Consider the following 18,217-nt stretch of genomic DNA (forward strand, 5'->3'; position numbering starts at 1 on the left):
GCAAAAAGACATCTCTGCCCAGCTTTCGTAAGAACATCTACACAAAGGAAGTAGTAGATTTTATCTTGGAAAAAATAAAGTCGGGAGAAATGACAAAGATACAAGTAATAGAACGATACAAAATACCTAAAACCACCTTATACAAATGGATACTAAAATACACAGAGTAAAGCCTGACTATAAGCTCATATATTGGGATATTTTACAATTTAAATATCCTGAGAAGATTTCTTCCTGCAAAGCTATAATGCAAAAAGACAGTCTCTCAGCACTGGAAGTTATTAAGCTCAACAGCATGATTTTTGGTAATTCAGAAAAAAAATCAATAAAAAGAAATCAGAGTTATCGTGCATACGGTCAATCAGACATACTTCATATACTCGAATACCAGAAAAATAACAGCTTAAACAATACTGAGCTGGCCTGCCATTTCCGCCTTAGCAGGAATACGGTTACGAAATGGAAAAAATTGTTTATAGTCAAATAAAAGATGTTAAGGTATCTGACTTTCTAATTTAAAAGTGCCTTCCAAATTTTGATTTTACAATCAATTTCAGATATGATCACACATCAAATGTTTTAATCACCCATGCACAGCTTAATTGCAATATCGGCAAGAAATTTGGATTTTTTTGCCGATTTATTTTTTGCAAAGAAGCCATTTCACACCTCTTTCATAAGATAAGCGTACAATACTATCAGAAAGTATCTTAGATCTGTACTACAGCTCTTCTATATTATTGTTGCAACAGAAATTAAAAAAACACAAGTGGGTATTTGCTAGTGTTTTTAGATTTGAACTTTTGCATATTTCCAGAATTCTGCCAATGCAATGTTAGGATAAAGCTTTTTAATCATCATAATTTTGCAGTATTAAAGTTGAGAGTTAAACAAATTAATTTCGTGATAATTTCTGGACTTTTTAAAATTTAATACTAATTTAAAAACATATTTGATGAAAAAAATGCTTATCATTTTTGCTTATGTCGCAAGTGCGATGATGTTTGGACAGGTCGGAATCAATACCGAAACGCCCCATCCCAGTTCAGATCTAGAACTTGGCTCTAACAATAAAGCTCTATATTTAAATAGAGTGGCAAGTCCTGAGAACGAAATATCTTCTCCCCAGAACGGTATGATTCTTTACGACAGCACCAAAAAATGCGTGCGTGCCTATCAAGCTAACGCATGGTCTAACTGCCTTGGCGTTCCAATTGGAAATGAGGGAACCGTTCTATCTTTGGAGTGCAACGCTGCTACTCATTCTGGAACTATTTATTATGGTACAGCCTACACTTCCGGAATAGAAACAAGCGTTCCATATTCTGGAGGAAATGGTGGTTCATATTCTGCGGTGGCTATAAACTCTACAGGAGTTACAGGATTGGTCGCAACTTTACAAGCTGGAAATTTAAACAATGGTTCTGGGAATTTAGTCTTTCACATTACGGGTAATCCATCAGGAACCGGTAACGCTTTATTTACGGTAAATATAGGAGGAAAAACTTGCAGCTTTACCCGCAGCGTAGGACCAGCAATCCCAACCGTCGGGACTGTTACTACCTTAAATTGTAATGCACAGCTAAACCCAACTACATTGTTTATAGGCCAGAATTACTCTGGAGTGTTAAAAATTCAGTATACCGGTGGTAATGGTGGATCTTATAATTCAGACACATTTTCATTAAAAGGGCTTACATTTACACGAAATGCCGGGAATTTTGTAATAGGAAATGGCGAAATTATTTACAATGTCTCAGGGGTTCCTGATTCAACAGGTAGTATCATAATCAACGAAATAATCATTGGCGGACAATCGTGTACATCATTAAATATCGGTATCATAACAGGACTTACTCTATATTGTGGCACAGGGTCATACCAACCGGTTTTAAACCCTGACAATCTGATAGCAGGACAACCTTATACTGGAACTTATACCATAAAGTATTTTACGAATTCCGGAGGTTTTTATGATGGAACAACCTATCCCGCGGAGAGCTTTACAGTCAACGGACTCACATTTTCAAGTTTAGCAGGTACTTTTACAGGAGGATCAGTGACGGATATAGTTTATAATGTAACTGGAACTCCTACTACTAGTGGAAATATGAATATTACAGTCAATTTAGCTGATAAAAATTGTACAAAATCTGTAAATGTAAGTGCAATATCTGCTGGTTGTATAAATAACGATTACATAATACATAACGGACAAAAATCAGTAAGGATTTGTGGACAAATATGGATGCAGCATAACTTAGGAGCGAATACGAACCTCGATCCCAACGCCAATCCCCAATCACAAGCTCTGATTGGTAATTATTATCAATATGGAAGAAATGCGGTAATTGCAACGGGATACACTTCTTCAGGTCCTATAACAGGTTTTGATAACAACTGGCCCGTACCGGCAAATCCTGCACAAAGATGGAATACAGGTTCAGAAACCTCACCTGTAAAAAATACAACTTATGATCCTTGTCCTTCCGGATTTCGTTTACCAACCTTAACAGAATTTCAGACATTAGCTGCAAATACAAATCTAGAAGTCTATGGCAATAATTGGAATGAAAATGATAACAATTATAACAACGCCATAATCTTCAAAAGTGGAAATGTACAAATAACCTTTCCTGCAGGAGGATTTAGAACAGTAAACGGTCCGGGAAATCTTCAAGGAAGAGGCCAAGGAGGGACTTACTATACAAGCACTATAGGTAATGTAAACCCTTACAATACAAAACCTGCCTTTCTTGGTCAATCTGGTCTCGGGGGTGGAATGCAGGCTGGTAATAGAGCATTTAATGTAAAATGTATCGCCCAGTAATATTAATAAATACAATTAAAAATGATCTATCCTGTGAGTATTCCGGATCTACATTTTGTTATAAAGTAAAATTAATAATAGTAACACCATTCATATCGGCTATTTAATTAGCCAAAAGGTTACAGAGTTCGGGATAAATTCTTCCCGCGCTCTGTTTTGGTTAGCAATGACAATTTCAAAACTTTGGATAAAATTTTCAGTATTTTCTAACAGAGATCTTTGTATTCCTCAAAAATAGAACCTTCGTAAATTTTTATTTATGCTTAAGCTTTTACTAGCTTTCTTAGTTTAAGAAATCAATATTATCTATATTGTAGTTGTTGATTTTTAATGTTAAAAAAAATGAATTTTGTGAATGCTTGCCGCAGAAATGTTAAAACTTTGAAAACCAAAGCAACAGAAGGTACAGCATGCAATTTATAACTATAATAATAGCTCGATTTCCAAATGCAATAATTTCCGGCTTGGAAATGAGAATTAATTCTCTTTGCATATTTTCGAGCAACTGGCTCAAGCATTTTTACAATTTCCAATGGCATTGAATCTACTATGAAAGTGTTTTCAACATTATCGAATTGATTAACTCTAAGCTTTCTGAGATTTTCCATATGCAGGAATAGTTTCCTTTTCCTTAAATTAAAAACAATCCTTTAGTCATTCCATTAAGTTTTGAATTTGCAAGATATCTGATATAGCCGATATTTTGAATCTGCTGATAAATATATTACAGTGATATTTAAAGCAATGAGGTCCAAATCTATTAATTTTAGTGTTATTGGTTAAAATAAAAATTTGCAGTAGGATATAATTGCCGTAATTCTTTAGAATAAAATCGTAAATTGCTTTCTAGTTATTCATGTTGAATTTAGTTGGTAATCAACACAAGTTATACTTTTTTGTAGCATGGATAGCCTTTTATATAATGCACTAAAGATTTAAATTATAACTTAATAATATGTCGATATTTAGAATATTTGTGCTTTTTCTTTTTTTTTCACAATTTAGTTTTTCACAGAAGACAAAAGAAGTTTTAGCCTATGAATATCTTAAAAAGCAAGATTCTTTATATCTGCTATTTCAGTTCGAGAAGGCCAATGAATTCTCAAATAAGGCAAAAAAATAGGAATAGAGCTAAATGATTCTGCAATCAGAGCTCGCGCCTACCAGAAAATGATGGTCAATTATTCATCTTTAGGTCATTATACAAAAAGTATAGAGAGTGCAAACAATGCTCTAAAGGAGGATTATACAAACAAGAATTTAATTTATAAATTATCCTGCTATAAAAATTTAGGGATTATCTACAACCAATTAAATTATAAAGAGAAAGCTTCAGAAAATTTCAAGAATTTAATTAATGCAATCCCTAAAGATACAGACGACGTAGCCTTAAAGCAGATGCTCGCATCTGGCTATTTTAATTTAGGACTCATATACGATTATGTACCAGAAAATGCAGATGAAATAGATAAATATATGGGTATTTCTCAAGAAATATTGGAACAGTGCCCACCAGAAAAAGTATGTATTGATCTGTACTATACTTATATTTCTTTTGCAAACAGTAATACAGAATTAAGACATAGATTAGACTCCACAAAAATATACCTGGATAAAGCCTATAGCGTCATTACCAAATACCAGCCCGATTTCATCTTAACGGATTACAACATCTCCTTAGGACGATATTATTTTATGCGTAAAGATCACAAAAAAGCTTTGGAAATTTATTTAAAGGTAGCAAAAGCACTTGAAAGTAATCCGTATGAAAACACAAATTTAAAAACCGTTTATCAAGATATTTCTGAAATATACGAGTCATTTGGAGACACAAAAAAGTCAAAAGAATATTATAAAAAATCTTCTTTATTTAGCGATGATTTAAATGAAAATAAAAAGAAGAATACAGAATTTACATTAAAAAATATTTTGAATGATGAAATGGAAGTTGTGAATATTTCATTTACTAAGAAAATGATTGTGGCTTGTATTGCTTTCCTCATTATGTTATTTGCCATAATTGTTTTTTACAGCAAACAGAAAAGAAAATTGAAAATACAGAATTTAAATTCTCAAGAAGATTTACAACAAAAAGAAATCATTATTTCAGAAAAAGAAAAAGAAGCTGCTGAGCTTAAGCTAAAAGCCAATACTTCTTTTAGTGAAGTGCTTGAACTTGCAAAAGAAAATAATCCGCATTTTCTGAAAAGGTTCCAGGAAGTGTATCCAGAATTTCATAAGAATATCTTGAAGATAAATCCAAATCTAAAGTCCACAGAGCTTTCTCTCTCTGCCTATATATCCCTTGGTTTTTCAAATAAAGAAATAGCCGATTATACTTTTAAATCTATTAGAACAATTGAAAGTAACCGCTACAACCTACGTAAGAAATTAAATCTTTCTACAGAAATTGACCTTTATGTATGGTTGAATTCGATAAAGGAACTGTAGTCAAATATGATCTTGGTTTGACGTTTTAAAGACCATTTATCCCTGTCAACAATCCATTTATTGTTATTAATTTTCATTTATACATTAACTTGTTTACAAATTTCCATAATTATCTTAGAATTCTGTTATATCAATTACTGTTTCTATTACTGATTTTATTAATTGCTTAGCAATATACTTGCCCACACTTAATGTTTAAAAAATATAGTTTGGAAAACATTGATATCAAGTTACTAACCGGGAATTAAATTGGCCATTGCAAAAATATTGTCATTAATTTTCAAGCGACCAAAATTTCGACAACTGTACAATGGGTAGGGAATCATTCGGATCGGCATCTTTTTTGCCAATGCTGAGATATTTATCGAACAGTCAACATCTCGAACATTTTCATTTATAATAACAATATTCCACAGCTATATGAACAAATGCTACATCTTTATATTTTTACTCCTAACAAATTTAGCTTTATCACAAACTATCATCACTAAAAAAAATGATAAGGAACCTAAAACAAAAGATATTGAAGCTGTAATCTTACAGGATAAAAGTGATCCCAGAGCACTTGAAATTCTGCAGAAAGTCAACGATAAATATAAAATTAATTCTCCGGAAAGTCTTCTTTCCTATTCCTATAAATCGTATGAAAAAATCTCTATTGACTTTGACCAAGATAGTATCAAAGCGTACAATGACTTTATCACAAAAAGAATTGATTCTTTAAAAAAACTACCAATACAACCTTTTAAAGCTCCAGAAAGAAAAGATTCCATAGAATCTGTTAATCTGGCAAAACTCGCAGGACAAAGCAAACTCTTTCTTTGGGAAAGGGCTTCAGAAATTTTGTATTCCAGCCAATACGGAGAAAAAATAAATATTCTTGATAATAAAATTTCAGGTTTGAAAGAGCCATTATACGAATTAATGGCATTCCGCTCCAACAGAACTCAAATACCAAAAGAAATAAAAGAGGAAAACCGTAATCTCTACCGCTACTTTCTTACCGATTCCATTGATATTGACGGCAGAGAAAATTATGTAATTAGCTTCAGGCAAACCGGATACAGGACGTTTGCCGATAAAAAGAAATTTAACGGATATATTTATGTCGATAAACAAACCTATGGCCTGAAAAAAATTGAAAGTAACAGCAAAATTGATAATGAAGGCAGCATTACAAGTATCTGGACATTAAACAACGGAAAATGGTTCTTACTCAAAGAAGATTATAAACTTAAATTAAATAATAATCTTTTGAAGATTGGTTTAAACTCAGAAGGTAAAAAAAGCAAAGAGGATAAAAAACAGGATACCGAAAACAATAAGAAATTCGGGCAGTATGCGTATGCTACCGCAGACTATTTTGACATCAAAACAGATATCAAAAGCAATCCAAAAAATTTTCGAGGCTATACGATTGATGTTAAAAATTCTGACGGTACTCAAATTGATCAATACCGTACTTCTAAATTGACCGAACGTGAGGAAGAAACTTATGTTACTATTGACAGTTTAAGCAGCAGATACAAACTGGATCAAAAAGCCAAAGCTCTCACAGGTTTGTTGAAAGGTAAAATACGGTTGGGAATCGTTGATTTTGATTTGGCAAGAATTATCGGATATAATAAATATGAACATTTTAGATTGGGAGCTGGCATAAAACTGAATGACAGATTCAGCAAATATATTTCTCCGGATGCCTATTTTGCATATGGAATTTATGATAAAAAATTTAAGTTTGGCGGGGGTGTTGATATTCGTACGACATTAGAAAAAAACTCTTTCTTCAGGCTTGAGTATTTTAATGATGTAATGGCAGCAGGAAGATTTTCAGAAAACTTATGGAATTTCAGGATGAAAATCATGAATGCCGGAGTTGCGATTAACAATAACGTCTTTTACAATTATGAAGGTTTTAAAGTCAGCTATGAAAACGATCTTACCAATGGATTAACCGTTAACATAGCGGCAAAAAAAAGTAAAGAAGAAGCGTTATTCTCTTACAGTTATAAAAATCTTGGAAATCAATTTGATATTTCATCTGCAATCATAACTCTGAAATATTCTCCCAATTCAAAAAATATCATGACTCCCGGCGGGAAATATACGTATGAGCAGAATTTCCCTGAGTTCTATTTAAATTATGAACAGGGATTCAAAGGATTCGACGGAGATTTCAACTTCAGCAGATTTGATGCCTTGTTTACGCAAAATTTTAAAACCAAACTTGGAGTGACGGGTATCAGGGCATACGGTGGACTCATTGTCGGTGATGCACCTATTTGGAAAAACTTTACAATGAACGGGCTTGCCAATGGCAGAAATGGCTTTAATTTTAACCTGACCTCTTACTTGGGATTTGCGACCATGCAAGGTGGAAAATATTATAATGACAAATTTGTAGGAGCTTATCTTACGCATCGCCTTCCATGGTATTTCAAAAGCTTTGGAAAGAATGTATCAAGTTTCGACTTTATCTACCGTGGAGTTATCGGAGACATGAAAAATCCTGAATTCCATCAATTTGATTTTGAGAAATTAGATCATCTGTACAATGAAGTAGGCTTGGAGTGGAATAATTTTCTGTCTTCTCAATTTAATCTTGGCTTTTTCTACAGAGTTGGTCATTATAACACTTCAAGTTTTAAAGATAATTTCGCAATACAGTTTAAGCTGAAACTTCTTGGTTTTTAATATAAATCAATCTGTTATCATCAATGTTTAAGATTGCTAGGAAACGATAATTATAATATTGGCTAAGAAATTGCCTGTAACAGATTAACGTAACCATTTCAATTCATTAAAATCCAAATCCGATATGAAAATATTCCTTACAGGTGCGACAGGCTACATTGGCAAAAGACTTCTTATTCAGCTGCTCACCAATGGTCATTCTGTGATTTGTTCCGTTAGGGATGCCAAAAGGTTTGATATAAGTCTATATGAAAAGTTTCAAAACCAACTCACTGTTGTAGAATATGACTTCAGTGATGAAGGCATTTTTAAGCCTATTGATTATGACATCGAAGTTGCGTATTATCTGATACATTCAATGTCGTCAAACGCTGATTTTAGCAAGGCTGAAAAAAAATCGGCGAGAAACTTTTCTGAACTAATCGGAAAAACAAATTGCAGACAGGTTATCTATCTTACAGGAATTGTTAATGAAAAGGATTTGTCAAAACATTTACAGTCAAGAAAGGATGTGGAGGATGAACTGAAATCGGAATCCTATAACCTGACCGTTCTCAGAGCTGGAATTATTATTGGATCGGGCTCAGCATCTTTTGAAATTATCCGGGATCTGGTTGAAAAGCTACCTGTGATGATTGCGCCGAAATGGTTGAAAACTTTATGTCAGCCAATTGCTATCCGAAATGTAATCGAATTTCTAACAGGAGTAATAGGTCAGGAATACACATACAATAAGCATTATGATATTGCAGGTCCTGATATTCTGTCCTACAAAGAAATGCTGCTGGTTTTTGCAGAAGAAAGAAATTTGAAAAGAACCATTATTTCTGTTCCGGTTCTCAGTCCGAAAATTTCTTCATATTGGCTGTACTTTATCACCTCAACTTCATATGTTTTGGCTAAAAATCTGGTAGACAGCATGAAAATAAATGTGGTCGCAGAGAAAAACGATCTTGCTGAAAAACTTCAAATCAAACTTCTGTCCTACCGTGAAAGTCTCAGATTAAGTTTCGACAAAATTGAGCAGAACGATGTACTCTCCACTTGGTATGATTCTTTTGGGAGTTACAAATACTCTAAAAATGTCTGGAATTTTCTTGAAGTTCCCAACAAAGGAGTTTTTAAAGACCGAAAAGAAAAACGAATTAGCAACGAAACCATGACTATTCACAAGATTTTTGGAATTGGCGGACGGAACGGTTGGTATCATGCTGATTATTTGTGGAGCATCAGAGGTCTAATCGATAAGCTTTTTGGAGGTGTAGGACTAAAACGAGGCAGAAAAAATCAAAATTCTGTTTCTGCAGGCGATTCTCTCGATTTTTGGAGGGTACTTTATGCAAACAAAGAAGAAAAGAGATTGTTGCTTTTCGCTGAAATGAGGTTACCAGGTGAAGCTTGGCTTGATTTTCGAATAGTTGACGGTACACTTATCCAGGAAGCCACATTCCGACCCTTAGGTCTGCTTGGAAGATTATACTGGTATGCAGTGTTACCTTTTCATGGTTATATTTTCAGTGGAATGATTAAAAAACTTACAGATGGCTAAGAACAAAATTTTTGCATCAATGATGATGACATTATCACCGATCTCGCTTATACTCGCATTGTACATCATCAATCCTTTTGATGTATCTGACTATTTTTTAGTATTTTCAATTTGCGGTTTAATATGGTTTACACTTCACTCACTTATACTGTTGATAGCCGTATTTATGTATCGAAATAAATCCATGCTTGATAATCAGGCTGAGGAAAAACTGCATATAGAATAATTTTTGACCTTGTGGTATCAGATCTTAATTTAACCTATATTCCTTATCTGATAATGTTAAAGTCTTCTTAGTGTAACTCCTTTGGTTTGCTTATTATTTTGCGATCTCAAACATTAAAAAAATTACAAAAATAAGAATCAATGAAAATAGATTAATTATATATTGCAATAGTTTAAGTGCTAAAATGCTCATCTAAGAATTAGAAGCATCTGCAATATAATCACCATAAAATATAACAGCGGCATCTAAAGATACCGCTGTTTTTTTAAATAGATATTATCTTAAATAATTCTAAGATTAAATTACCTGATAATCACTTGATGATTCTCAACTTTATCATCATACGTAATTTTCAAGGTATAAACTCCTTGTAACAATCCTATGGCATTAATTGTTCCTTTATTATTATTTAATTTAGTAGCTTTCTGAACAACCCCTAAATTATTATACAACTCTGCTTTAATCTCAGATTTGTTTTGCGGAACTTCTGTTCTGTCTGCAAGATTTATATTGATAAAATCAACAGTTGGATTAGGAGAAATTGTGAAAAACTTTTCATCGGCAACTGCAATCCTGCTTCCATAATTATTAAATAAAATGTTTTTCCATGGTCCCCACCCACACCTGTTTTTTGCACGTGCTCGAACCTGCATACTGCTCGCTCCTGTAGTAGGAGATAGAATTGCCATTCTGCCGGTTACCTTTGTACCGTTATTGCTGACAGTGGACAAATATCCATTTCCGGAACTTACAAATGTAAAGTTGCCATAAACTTTTTCCCATTCATAATCTGTGTCATTATTGTAATTACTTTCCATTCCAACTCCATCCACAACCGCATTAAAAAGCTGCCCATAGCTACCACTATTAAAACAAACCGTATCGTAAGGATTTCCACAAGACGCGTTTGGCATTTTAACTCTTGGACCGCCAATCCAAACATTTTTTGTCACAGTATTACTTCCTCCATCACCTTGAAGAAATGCTTGTAAGGTTACAAGACCATTCGCATTGGGTTTAGGAGTCATTAAAAATTGTGGTAAATCGGTAGGCCCATTTATATCAACTAAAGAAGCACCTTCAATTATTGACCATGAGATTGATGGTGCAAATCCAGTTGTGTAAGCTACAGGTGTTCCTGTCCCACAAAGAACGTCTTCACCGCCAATTTTCACTTTATCTCCACAAAGATATGCGGAGGCACGGATCGTACTGTGATCACCTGCAAACGAAGAAAGTTGATCCTGTAAAAATAATCCACTGCGGTTGCTGAATCTTATATGACCATTGTTTTGGTCTACCGTTTCTGCCATAAAATTAACAAATGGTATTTGACTAACATCATTTGGTTCATTAGCACTAAACGGTTTCTGAAAATCAGCTTCCGTAAGAACGGTATTTCCTCTTTTATAGTCCAAAGCACTGGGTGTTGGGATAAAACTAAATTTAGTAACCGTCAAATCACTTGATACAGACGAAGGAATTTCATCCTCTGCAAGCATAAATCTTCCACCTCCGTATTTATCGTATGGCAGTATACCTGAAGGCTGGCTGGCTGTACCGCTGAGTAGACTGACTTGTGCGTTTACCAACCAAAGGATTTTTTTCTTATACTTAATACTGCCGTTATAGATCTGATTCGATGCATTTAGCTGAGTCATTGGTTTTGCAGTAAAATCAAAGACATATTTTGAACTTCCCGGCAAAGATGCTAAAATAATCATATCCAATCTGTTTGTCGCCACACCAATTAATGATCCTAAAATATCTGAAAACATATGCTGATTGGATGTCTCTTTATACAGACGCAACAAATTTGATAAAGTCTGATCGGTGCCGCATTCGCTTCCATTTGATATGGCTACATTTCGGCTTTGCTGAGGATAACCTTTTGCTTTCAGAATATTTTGCCAGTTATCATGAACGGAATTATCGATTTGATAATGTCTGTTAACATAATTGATCAGCATTTGCCTTGCAGCCGGCGTATCCGTTAATGTTAACATATCTCCAACAGATATTCCCTCGTTGAAGAATGGTACAACAAATTCACCAACTCCTACCGCGATGGGAGTCTTAACGTATGCACGTGTTACATTCACCAGCATATTTTGGATCGATAAAGGAATATTTGCACCTAAATGTGGGCTGTCATGAGAAACATACAACTTAGTCTGATGAGGGATACCATGATCTTCCATATCTTTTAAAGCATATCTTGCAACCAGACCACCCATACTCTGTCCTATCACAACATTTTGTTCAGTACCAACTTTATTTGCATTTACCCATGAAATGGCTGCAGCCAAAAGACCTGAATTATTTTGAATGTAATCCACCCCATTGTTCCAGTCTACATAAATAATATCGTAATCACTATTGATCAGGCTGTATAAGTACCCACCTTGTAACAATGAACTTTTAAAAGATTGAATATTTGTTAAGCCGGCTTCCCTTGTTGGAGCAATGATATTACCCATATCAAAACCTTCAGCAACAATAAGCGGCTTTGTTACTCTGGTTCTGCCAGGCGCAAGGTGGATGTACATTGTTGCTCTGTTGTTTCCGCTGTAAAGAGTTCTTTTACTTTGTGGTTCCAAATTACCATTTTTTGATGTACTGGCGCTTGTATCTACATAAGAACCCAAATCACCATCAACGACAAACTTGGTGTGACTATATAATACCTGACCATTGGTAAGAGTCATCTTGAATGTCCATATATACGTGCCTGTTGAAGGATAGCTCACATCAATGAGTTGATTTTGTGTTAAAGGCTGATAGGAAGAAGTATCTGAGAGTCTGTATTCGATTGATTGAATCAATGAAGACTGATTGCTGACAAACAGATTAGAAGGCATCTTAATCTTAAAAGCAAGTTTGTCATGCGAATTAACAGACGGAGCTATGGCGAATACATTCTTTTGTTCATAGGGATTACGCCATATCCCGTTTCGATATTTATCAAGAAATTTGCCATTATAAATCGAAACAATTCCCGGGTCTCCAAAGGTCTGAGCATTGTTAACGGCTTCTGCGGAGAATTGGCTGTATTGATAGAAAAGACCTCCTAGAGGTATTATATCAACAGCCTGAGCATTTTTCCAGTCTGAAACAAATTCTGCAGGTGATTTTGGCGTATAAGCTGAAGCTGACAGTCGACTCATTAGTAAAGTGTTGTATATACCTGCTACCAATTTGGAGCTTGTATAAGAACTGTCGGGAATGCTTCCGTCATATTTCTGAAAATTGGCAAACTCGATCGCTGCATCTAAAAGAAACCCTGTAGGGATTCTGTCTTTCTCTAAATCCGAAAATGCGGTTTCTAAAGTGTTATCCTGTACATCGGCAGGCTGAGTCTGTGCACGCAGGAAAAATATCCCTGTTAAAAGCAACAGAACTAAATAGATTTTTTTCATAATTAAATTAGTTGTAATTTTAAGTTTAGTATTCTTCAACAAAAAATTGATGAATAATTAATAATTGATGAGTAAAGCCTAAGGCCCATTTGGTAAATTCATGTTTATGTGATTTATGGATTCCTAAAATATAAATTAGTACTCTGATTTAAGAGAAAAACAGATTAAATATCAAACAAGTGGGGGTTATTTATAAATTTTTACTACATCTGACAGTTCTTAATTTCTTTGTTGAAGCAAAGTTCATCTTCAGATACGACAAAACTCGTCGTATTTTTAAACAATAAATAAGGTCATTGATAATAGTGTGGATATGAAAGAATATTAATTATTATCAGAAGATGTGATGCTGGTGAAAATATTCTTAGATCTATACAATTGGAAGCATTTGGTTGATGCTTTGATGTAAAATTTTTAATTATACCTATTGAAGAATACAGTGCTGAATTAATATCCTGTGTTGCCGGATCTGAAGTCAAAATCATAACCGATGGATTTTCTTATCCGTTATTTCCAACTCACTTCATTTCCTGAGACCACCCAAAAACTTTCTTTAGTTACAAGACGGGAAAGGAATATTTTTAACGTTCCAATCTATCCTTCCAATTGGTCAAAAGCCTTAATATCATAAGCAGTTTTAAATGGAGAAAGCAGTGAAAAAATTTCTTCGGTGGTAAAGAGCCTGTCAAAATCTTTTTGTAGCTGCGGTTCATAAAGGATAAAATATGAGGTGAATCAGAATATTTTCAATTCCGTAGGTCGCAAAAAATAAATACAGGAAGACAGAAAGCTTCTGAACCACCCCCTGAACTTGCTCCTCCCTTTTGTAAAGAAGATACCATTGATTCTGCCATTTCCTCCGCTTCAGCCAAAATTTGAATATACTTTTTGTGAAATGGATTTACTTTTTTAGACTTTTCAACTTCGTTCAGATTGATAACGTGAAAAATTATAATTGTATCCAGAATCTTTACTTTTTTTAAGCAAAATAATGATAATAGGCAATCTGTGCCAAATCAGGAAATTTAAAATCGTAGATGCAAATACGGAAACCTTTATTCCGCATCGACATCACTGCATGGCATTACTATCAATACAATGAAATAAATGGTCAATATGAGTCTTACAAATTGTAATACCGATAAGATTTTTGCTTTTTACAACGAATATTTTGCTCAAAAAGACCGATATTTACAATACATATAGAAAAAATTATGGCCTTAAAAGAGCAAAGATCTGGAAATGGTGAAAAGAGATTCACGAAATGTGCAGAGATCAAAATAGCAGAAAGAAAATTCCTACTCTCATAAACTCAGTAATGGCTATGGTCCTTAATACTTTATTCCCAAACAACGAAACACATAAAGAAGTTATCATATCCTCTATTTTGGTGGGATTTTCAGTGTATCTTCTTTTAATCATTTATCAGCCTTACGGAACGAGTGAATTCCAGAATGATCATAAATATCTTCTCCTGCTTCCCTACTTCATTTTCTTCGCCATCTGCTTTGGAAGCGTTTCTGCGTATTTCAGAAATTCCAGAAAATATACAGTTCTCACAGAAGTTTGCAAGAATATTTTAATCTTATTGGCATCGTCTGTTTTCTGCTACTTTTATAATTCATTGCTATTAAGCAGAGTACACCTTTCTTTTGAAAACTATTTATATATGCTTGCCTATACTTCTGCATTGGGAATTCCGGTAATGATCGCTTTTACACTGGGAAGATATATCTATTTTAATCATAAGGCCAATGTAAACAACATTACGGAAATATCCCAGAAAGTAAATCATGACCTTACTGATAGATCAGATGATAGGATCTTGAATGGTGACCCAAAAAGTTTAACCATTACTTCAGATTACGCCAATTTTAGCTTTCAGCTTACTGAAGAGAATTTTATCTATGCTGAAGCAGCAGATAACTATTGTATCATCTATTTCTATAAAGAGAGCAATTTTGTCAAAGAAATGATAAGGATCTCATTGAACAAATTATTGGACCAGGTTCAAACCGACAATATTCGACAGATACACCGGTCATGTATTGTTAATTTAAAACGAGTAAATAAGTTTAAAGGGAATGCGTCAGGATATAAGATCTCAATTAAAGACATCGATAAAGAGCTCACTATTTCAAGAAACTATATTCCTTCAATAGTACCTGTCCTAAAGGATATTGCAGCTCGTCCCTAATTCTTGCTACCCGCCACTAAGATTTGACTCATCATATTTGACCGTTCTAATTTTGCAAAGAACATAAACTTCAACTATGAATAAATTGAGACTTTTTTTGGTTTTTACAGTAGGATTTGTGCTGTATTTCTATTTTGACGCACTTACTTTTTCTTTTTTCCAAAAGGAAGCAACACTGATCACACAATCCAAAGCAGCAGGACATATTCTTGCTTACATAATTACACTGATCCCCTTATTTGCTACAGTCCACTTATTAAAGAAAGATAATAAGACTATCTTCGAACTGCTTGGATTGGTAGGAAGTCCTTCGATTGGAATTGCCTTTGCGTCTACAGCCACCTTACCGATGCTATTGGGATATGCTGTAAAATTTACCATGAACACGCACTTATCTTTAAATACAATTATTATCAACACGATATCATCGGCATTTTTTGAAGAGATCATTTACAGGGCATTTCTTTTTGGCATGCTTTACAGGTTAACGAGGCTGGGATTTTTACCTTCTGTATTTTTAGGTTCGCTGCTTTTTGGGGCAGCACATTTGTACCAGGCCCAAAATCTGAGTCAAATTATAGAAGTATTCGCAATCACGTTTTTGGGTTCGCTGCTTTTTTCATGGGTATATGCAGAATGGCAATTTAATTTGTGGACAGCAATATTTCTACATTGCTTTATGAATCTTTACTGGCTAGTGTTTAATGTTGATGAAGTGGCTATTGGAGGAACATACGCCAATATCTTTAGATTATCAGCAGTTTGTATAGCGATCGTTTTGACAATCATTTATAAAAAATGGCAAAAACGTCCATTGGAAATATCTAAGAGGACCATTTGGATTCAGCAGAACAAGGAATATATCTAATAAAACTGATATCGAAATTGATGTAATTTAACTTGATCGCAAAAAAGATTCTAAGAGATCTGTTGCAACAATATTTAAGTGATCTTTATAAGAACTGCAAAACTTCCTGATTTTCCTAAACTACCTCTCCGTCGGTTTTTATGAATCAGGAGCGGTGTGATGTCACTTGTTCTTTAAAGGTATCAAACATTCCATGATTCTTTTCATTCAAGCGATAAATTCTGTTCTTTCGGTATTCAAAAAGGTAATAAATGGTTTGAGCTTTTATTGGCTAAATTAAGTATTGACCATCATATGACCACTACCCTTTCGTTAATCGGAAAAAATTCCATACTTCTTTTTTTTTGATTAAATTGGTAGTTGCCAGTTTTTCTTTAGCTTTCTCAATTATTTTCCAGTTCCACTCATTCTTTGTCTTCTTTCATATCTCGCATGGTCGCAATAACATTCCAGCCTTTTGACTGGAAAAGCTTTGCAGTTGCCTTTCCCAAACCTGAAGATGATCCTTTAATAAAATTGTTTTTGAAATGTGTTAATATTAAAATTATAATGCAAAGTTCTCCTAAATCTGATAAAAAAGTGTTTCCGTTTCAAGGTAATGAGTGACCAAAATGGGGATTATCTGTTTTTACTTATATACTCACCGTGTCTCTTTGGGCTATCTCTAATTTTATTAAAAATTAATCTAGGTGACCAAGCCATCTCAACGGTGAATACGCATCTCCTATGCACAATTTTAATATTTGTGCATTGCTTTTTTCAAAGTTTTCACTGTTACTGAGGAGGATGACAGCAGTACCTGCTTTAGGATAAGCCACCGCATAATTCTGATTGGCTTCGCCATGACCTGTATGGAAAAAAGCTCTACCAAAAGGTGATTTAAACAATCCTACGCCCAATCCCCAGGCTAGCTGAATACTATCGTTCTCATTGGTAATACTGTCCTTCAAAGGTCCGAAACCACGTCTGCTCTTTACCATGATCTGAGGCCTAAACATCTGTCGGTAACCTGAGCCAGATAAGCCCTTCTTTTGCATCAGGTTGATCATAAACCTGGCATAGTCATTTGCTGTGGTCGACATTGAACCCGCCGCTCTGCTGCTTTCCCGTCTCTCTGAGCCATATTTGCTTCCATCTTTGAAATAGGCATAAGAAAAATTATTTTCGAAGGCCTTTTCCCAGATCATTCCGGTATGCCCCATCTGAAGCGGTCCGAAAATTTCCTCGCGGGCGATAACTTCAAGTTTCTTTCCTGTAAACTCCTCTATTATAAACCCCAACAGGTTGATCCCTTCGTTGGAATAATAGAATTTTTCACCGGGCCTGGCAATAAGGTGAACTTTATTATCGTACAACTGCCGCAAAACAGGAAGTCCCGAGCTGTGGCTTAATAACATCCTTAGCGTGATCCGATTGAAAGCTGCTGAGTCATCCGCCAAGTCCCTCCATTTAGGATACTCGGCTATCGGTTTTTTCAAGTACTTGTATATGGGCTGGTCAAGGCTGAATATTCCTTTTTCCATAAGACGCATAAAGATATACGCACTCACAGGTTTTGTCAGTGATGCAGCGTACATCACAGTGCTATCATTCAAATTCTGTTTATTTTCAACATCCTTAAAACCAAAACTGGATGAATAAACTATTTTGTTACGGTTAACAATCACAACTTGTAGACCTGAGATCTTGGCACTATCGACTAAACGTGTTAGACGCTGTTCTAAAATTACAGCATCGATTTTTTTTCCGTCGAGATGTCTGATCTGAATCGTTTTCTGAGCGAATAGCGGCAGAATCCAAATATAAAATGTGAGCATCAATAGGTTTTTCATATGGAAAGTATTTATGGTAAATTTAGCAATAAGATGTCAAAAATGACCACAACACTTTCACGACATGTTAACGCCATTTGACTCCGTAAGGCATATTTTAAAGGGTACGAACCTCTCACACAACCGTGCATAGTTGTCAAAATAAGTTGAA

The 18,217-nt window shown here is 34.6% G+C and carries 9 protein-coding genes and 2 pseudogenes; 7 read left to right on the forward strand and 4 right to left on the reverse strand.

Annotated features, from left to right (window positions below; translation table 11 throughout):
- The first annotated feature begins 145 nt into the window (after nt 1-145).
- Nucleotides 146-487: a hypothetical protein gene (locus tag BM371_RS14630; RefSeq protein ID WP_034679514.1), complete on the forward strand. Its 342-nt coding sequence runs from the start codon at nt 146-148 to the stop codon at nt 485-487.
- Between the two features lie 468 nt (nt 488-955).
- On the forward strand, nt 956-2,830 hold the full coding sequence (locus BM371_RS14635; protein WP_034679512.1) for an autotransporter outer membrane beta-barrel domain-containing protein: 1,875 nt from the start codon (nt 956-958) through the stop codon (nt 2,828-2,830).
- 339 nt (nt 2,831-3,169) lie between these two features.
- Here BM371_RS14635 and BM371_RS21035 read toward each other — a convergent pair.
- Both BM371_RS21035 and BM371_RS21040 read right to left on the reverse strand, forming a co-directional pair.
- Nucleotides 3,170-3,276, reverse strand: a pseudogene (locus tag BM371_RS21035) (IS982 family transposase); the annotation flags it as partial.
- Nucleotides 3,277-3,347: 71 nt separating this feature from the next.
- A pseudogene (locus BM371_RS21040) lies at nt 3,348-3,670 on the reverse strand (IS982 family transposase); the annotation flags it as partial.
- Between the two features lie 330 nt (nt 3,671-4,000).
- Between BM371_RS21040 and BM371_RS14645 the strand changes: the two are divergent.
- The 3 genes from BM371_RS14645 to BM371_RS14655 all read left to right on the forward strand — a co-directional run bounded on the left by BM371_RS14645 (nt 4,001) and on the right by BM371_RS14655 (nt 9,524).
- Nucleotides 4,001-5,281, forward strand: a complete 1,281-nt coding sequence (locus tag BM371_RS14645) for a LuxR C-terminal-related transcriptional regulator (protein ID WP_034679509.1) — start codon at nt 4,001-4,003, stop codon at nt 5,279-5,281.
- 420 nt (nt 5,282-5,701) lie between these two features.
- A complete protein-coding gene (locus BM371_RS14650) occupies nt 5,702-7,975 on the forward strand; it encodes a DUF5686 family protein (RefSeq protein WP_034679508.1) in 2,274 nt (757 codons plus the stop codon).
- A gap of 124 nt (nt 7,976-8,099) precedes the next feature.
- On the forward strand, nt 8,100-9,524 hold the full coding sequence (locus BM371_RS14655; RefSeq protein WP_034679505.1) for an SDR family oxidoreductase: 1,425 nt from the start codon (nt 8,100-8,102) through the stop codon (nt 9,522-9,524).
- 528 nt (nt 9,525-10,052) lie between these two features.
- Here the strand turns inward: BM371_RS14655 and BM371_RS14665 are convergent.
- Nucleotides 10,053-13,169 (reverse strand): T9SS type A sorting domain-containing protein, encoded by a 3,117-nt coding sequence (locus BM371_RS14665; RefSeq protein WP_034679501.1) that lies wholly within the window; start codon nt 13,167-13,169, stop codon nt 10,053-10,055.
- Between the two features lie 1,318 nt (nt 13,170-14,487).
- Here BM371_RS14665 and BM371_RS14675 point away from each other — a divergent pair.
- Both BM371_RS14675 and BM371_RS14680 read left to right on the forward strand, forming a co-directional pair.
- On the forward strand, nt 14,488-15,366 hold the full coding sequence (locus BM371_RS14675) for a LytTR family DNA-binding domain-containing protein (RefSeq protein WP_074958765.1): 879 nt from the start codon (nt 14,488-14,490) through the stop codon (nt 15,364-15,366).
- Between the two features lie 76 nt (nt 15,367-15,442).
- Nucleotides 15,443-16,234 (forward strand): CPBP family intramembrane glutamic endopeptidase, encoded by a 792-nt coding sequence (locus BM371_RS14680; protein ID WP_034679498.1) that lies wholly within the window; start codon nt 15,443-15,445, stop codon nt 16,232-16,234.
- 680 nt (nt 16,235-16,914) lie between these two features.
- Here the strand turns inward: BM371_RS14680 and BM371_RS14685 are convergent.
- Nucleotides 16,915-18,066 (reverse strand): serine hydrolase domain-containing protein, encoded by a 1,152-nt coding sequence (locus BM371_RS14685; RefSeq protein ID WP_074958769.1) that lies wholly within the window; start codon nt 18,064-18,066, stop codon nt 16,915-16,917.
- Nucleotides 18,067-18,217: the final 151 nt, after the last annotated feature.

This window comes from Chryseobacterium formosense (assembly GCF_900116415.1).
Classification (GTDB): Bacteria; Bacteroidota; Bacteroidia; order Flavobacteriales; family Weeksellaceae; genus Chryseobacterium; species Chryseobacterium formosense.

Bases quoted from the DNA above. Each gene is read 5' to 3' on its own strand.
- BM371_RS14630 (WP_034679514.1), top strand. From the start codon at position 146: ATGGATACTAAAATACACAGAGTAAAGCCTGACTATAAGCTCATATAT.
- BM371_RS14635 (WP_034679512.1), top strand. From the start codon at position 956: ATGAAAAAAATGCTTATCATTTTTGCTTATGTCGCAAGTGCGATGATG.
- BM371_RS14645 (WP_034679509.1), top strand. From the start codon at position 4,001: ATGATGGTCAATTATTCATCTTTAGGTCATTATACAAAAAGTATAGAG.
- BM371_RS14650 (WP_034679508.1), top strand. From the start codon at position 5,702: ATGAACAAATGCTACATCTTTATATTTTTACTCCTAACAAATTTAGCT.
- BM371_RS14655 (WP_034679505.1), top strand. From the start codon at position 8,100: ATGAAAATATTCCTTACAGGTGCGACAGGCTACATTGGCAAAAGACTT.
- BM371_RS14665 (WP_034679501.1), bottom strand. From the start codon at position 13,169: ATGAAAAAAATCTATTTAGTTCTGTTGCTTTTAACAGGGATATTTTTC.
- BM371_RS14675 (WP_074958765.1), top strand. From the start codon at position 14,488: ATGGCTATGGTCCTTAATACTTTATTCCCAAACAACGAAACACATAAA.
- BM371_RS14680 (WP_034679498.1), top strand. From the start codon at position 15,443: ATGAATAAATTGAGACTTTTTTTGGTTTTTACAGTAGGATTTGTGCTG.
- BM371_RS14685 (WP_074958769.1), bottom strand. From the start codon at position 18,066: ATGAAAAACCTATTGATGCTCACATTTTATATTTGGATTCTGCCGCTA.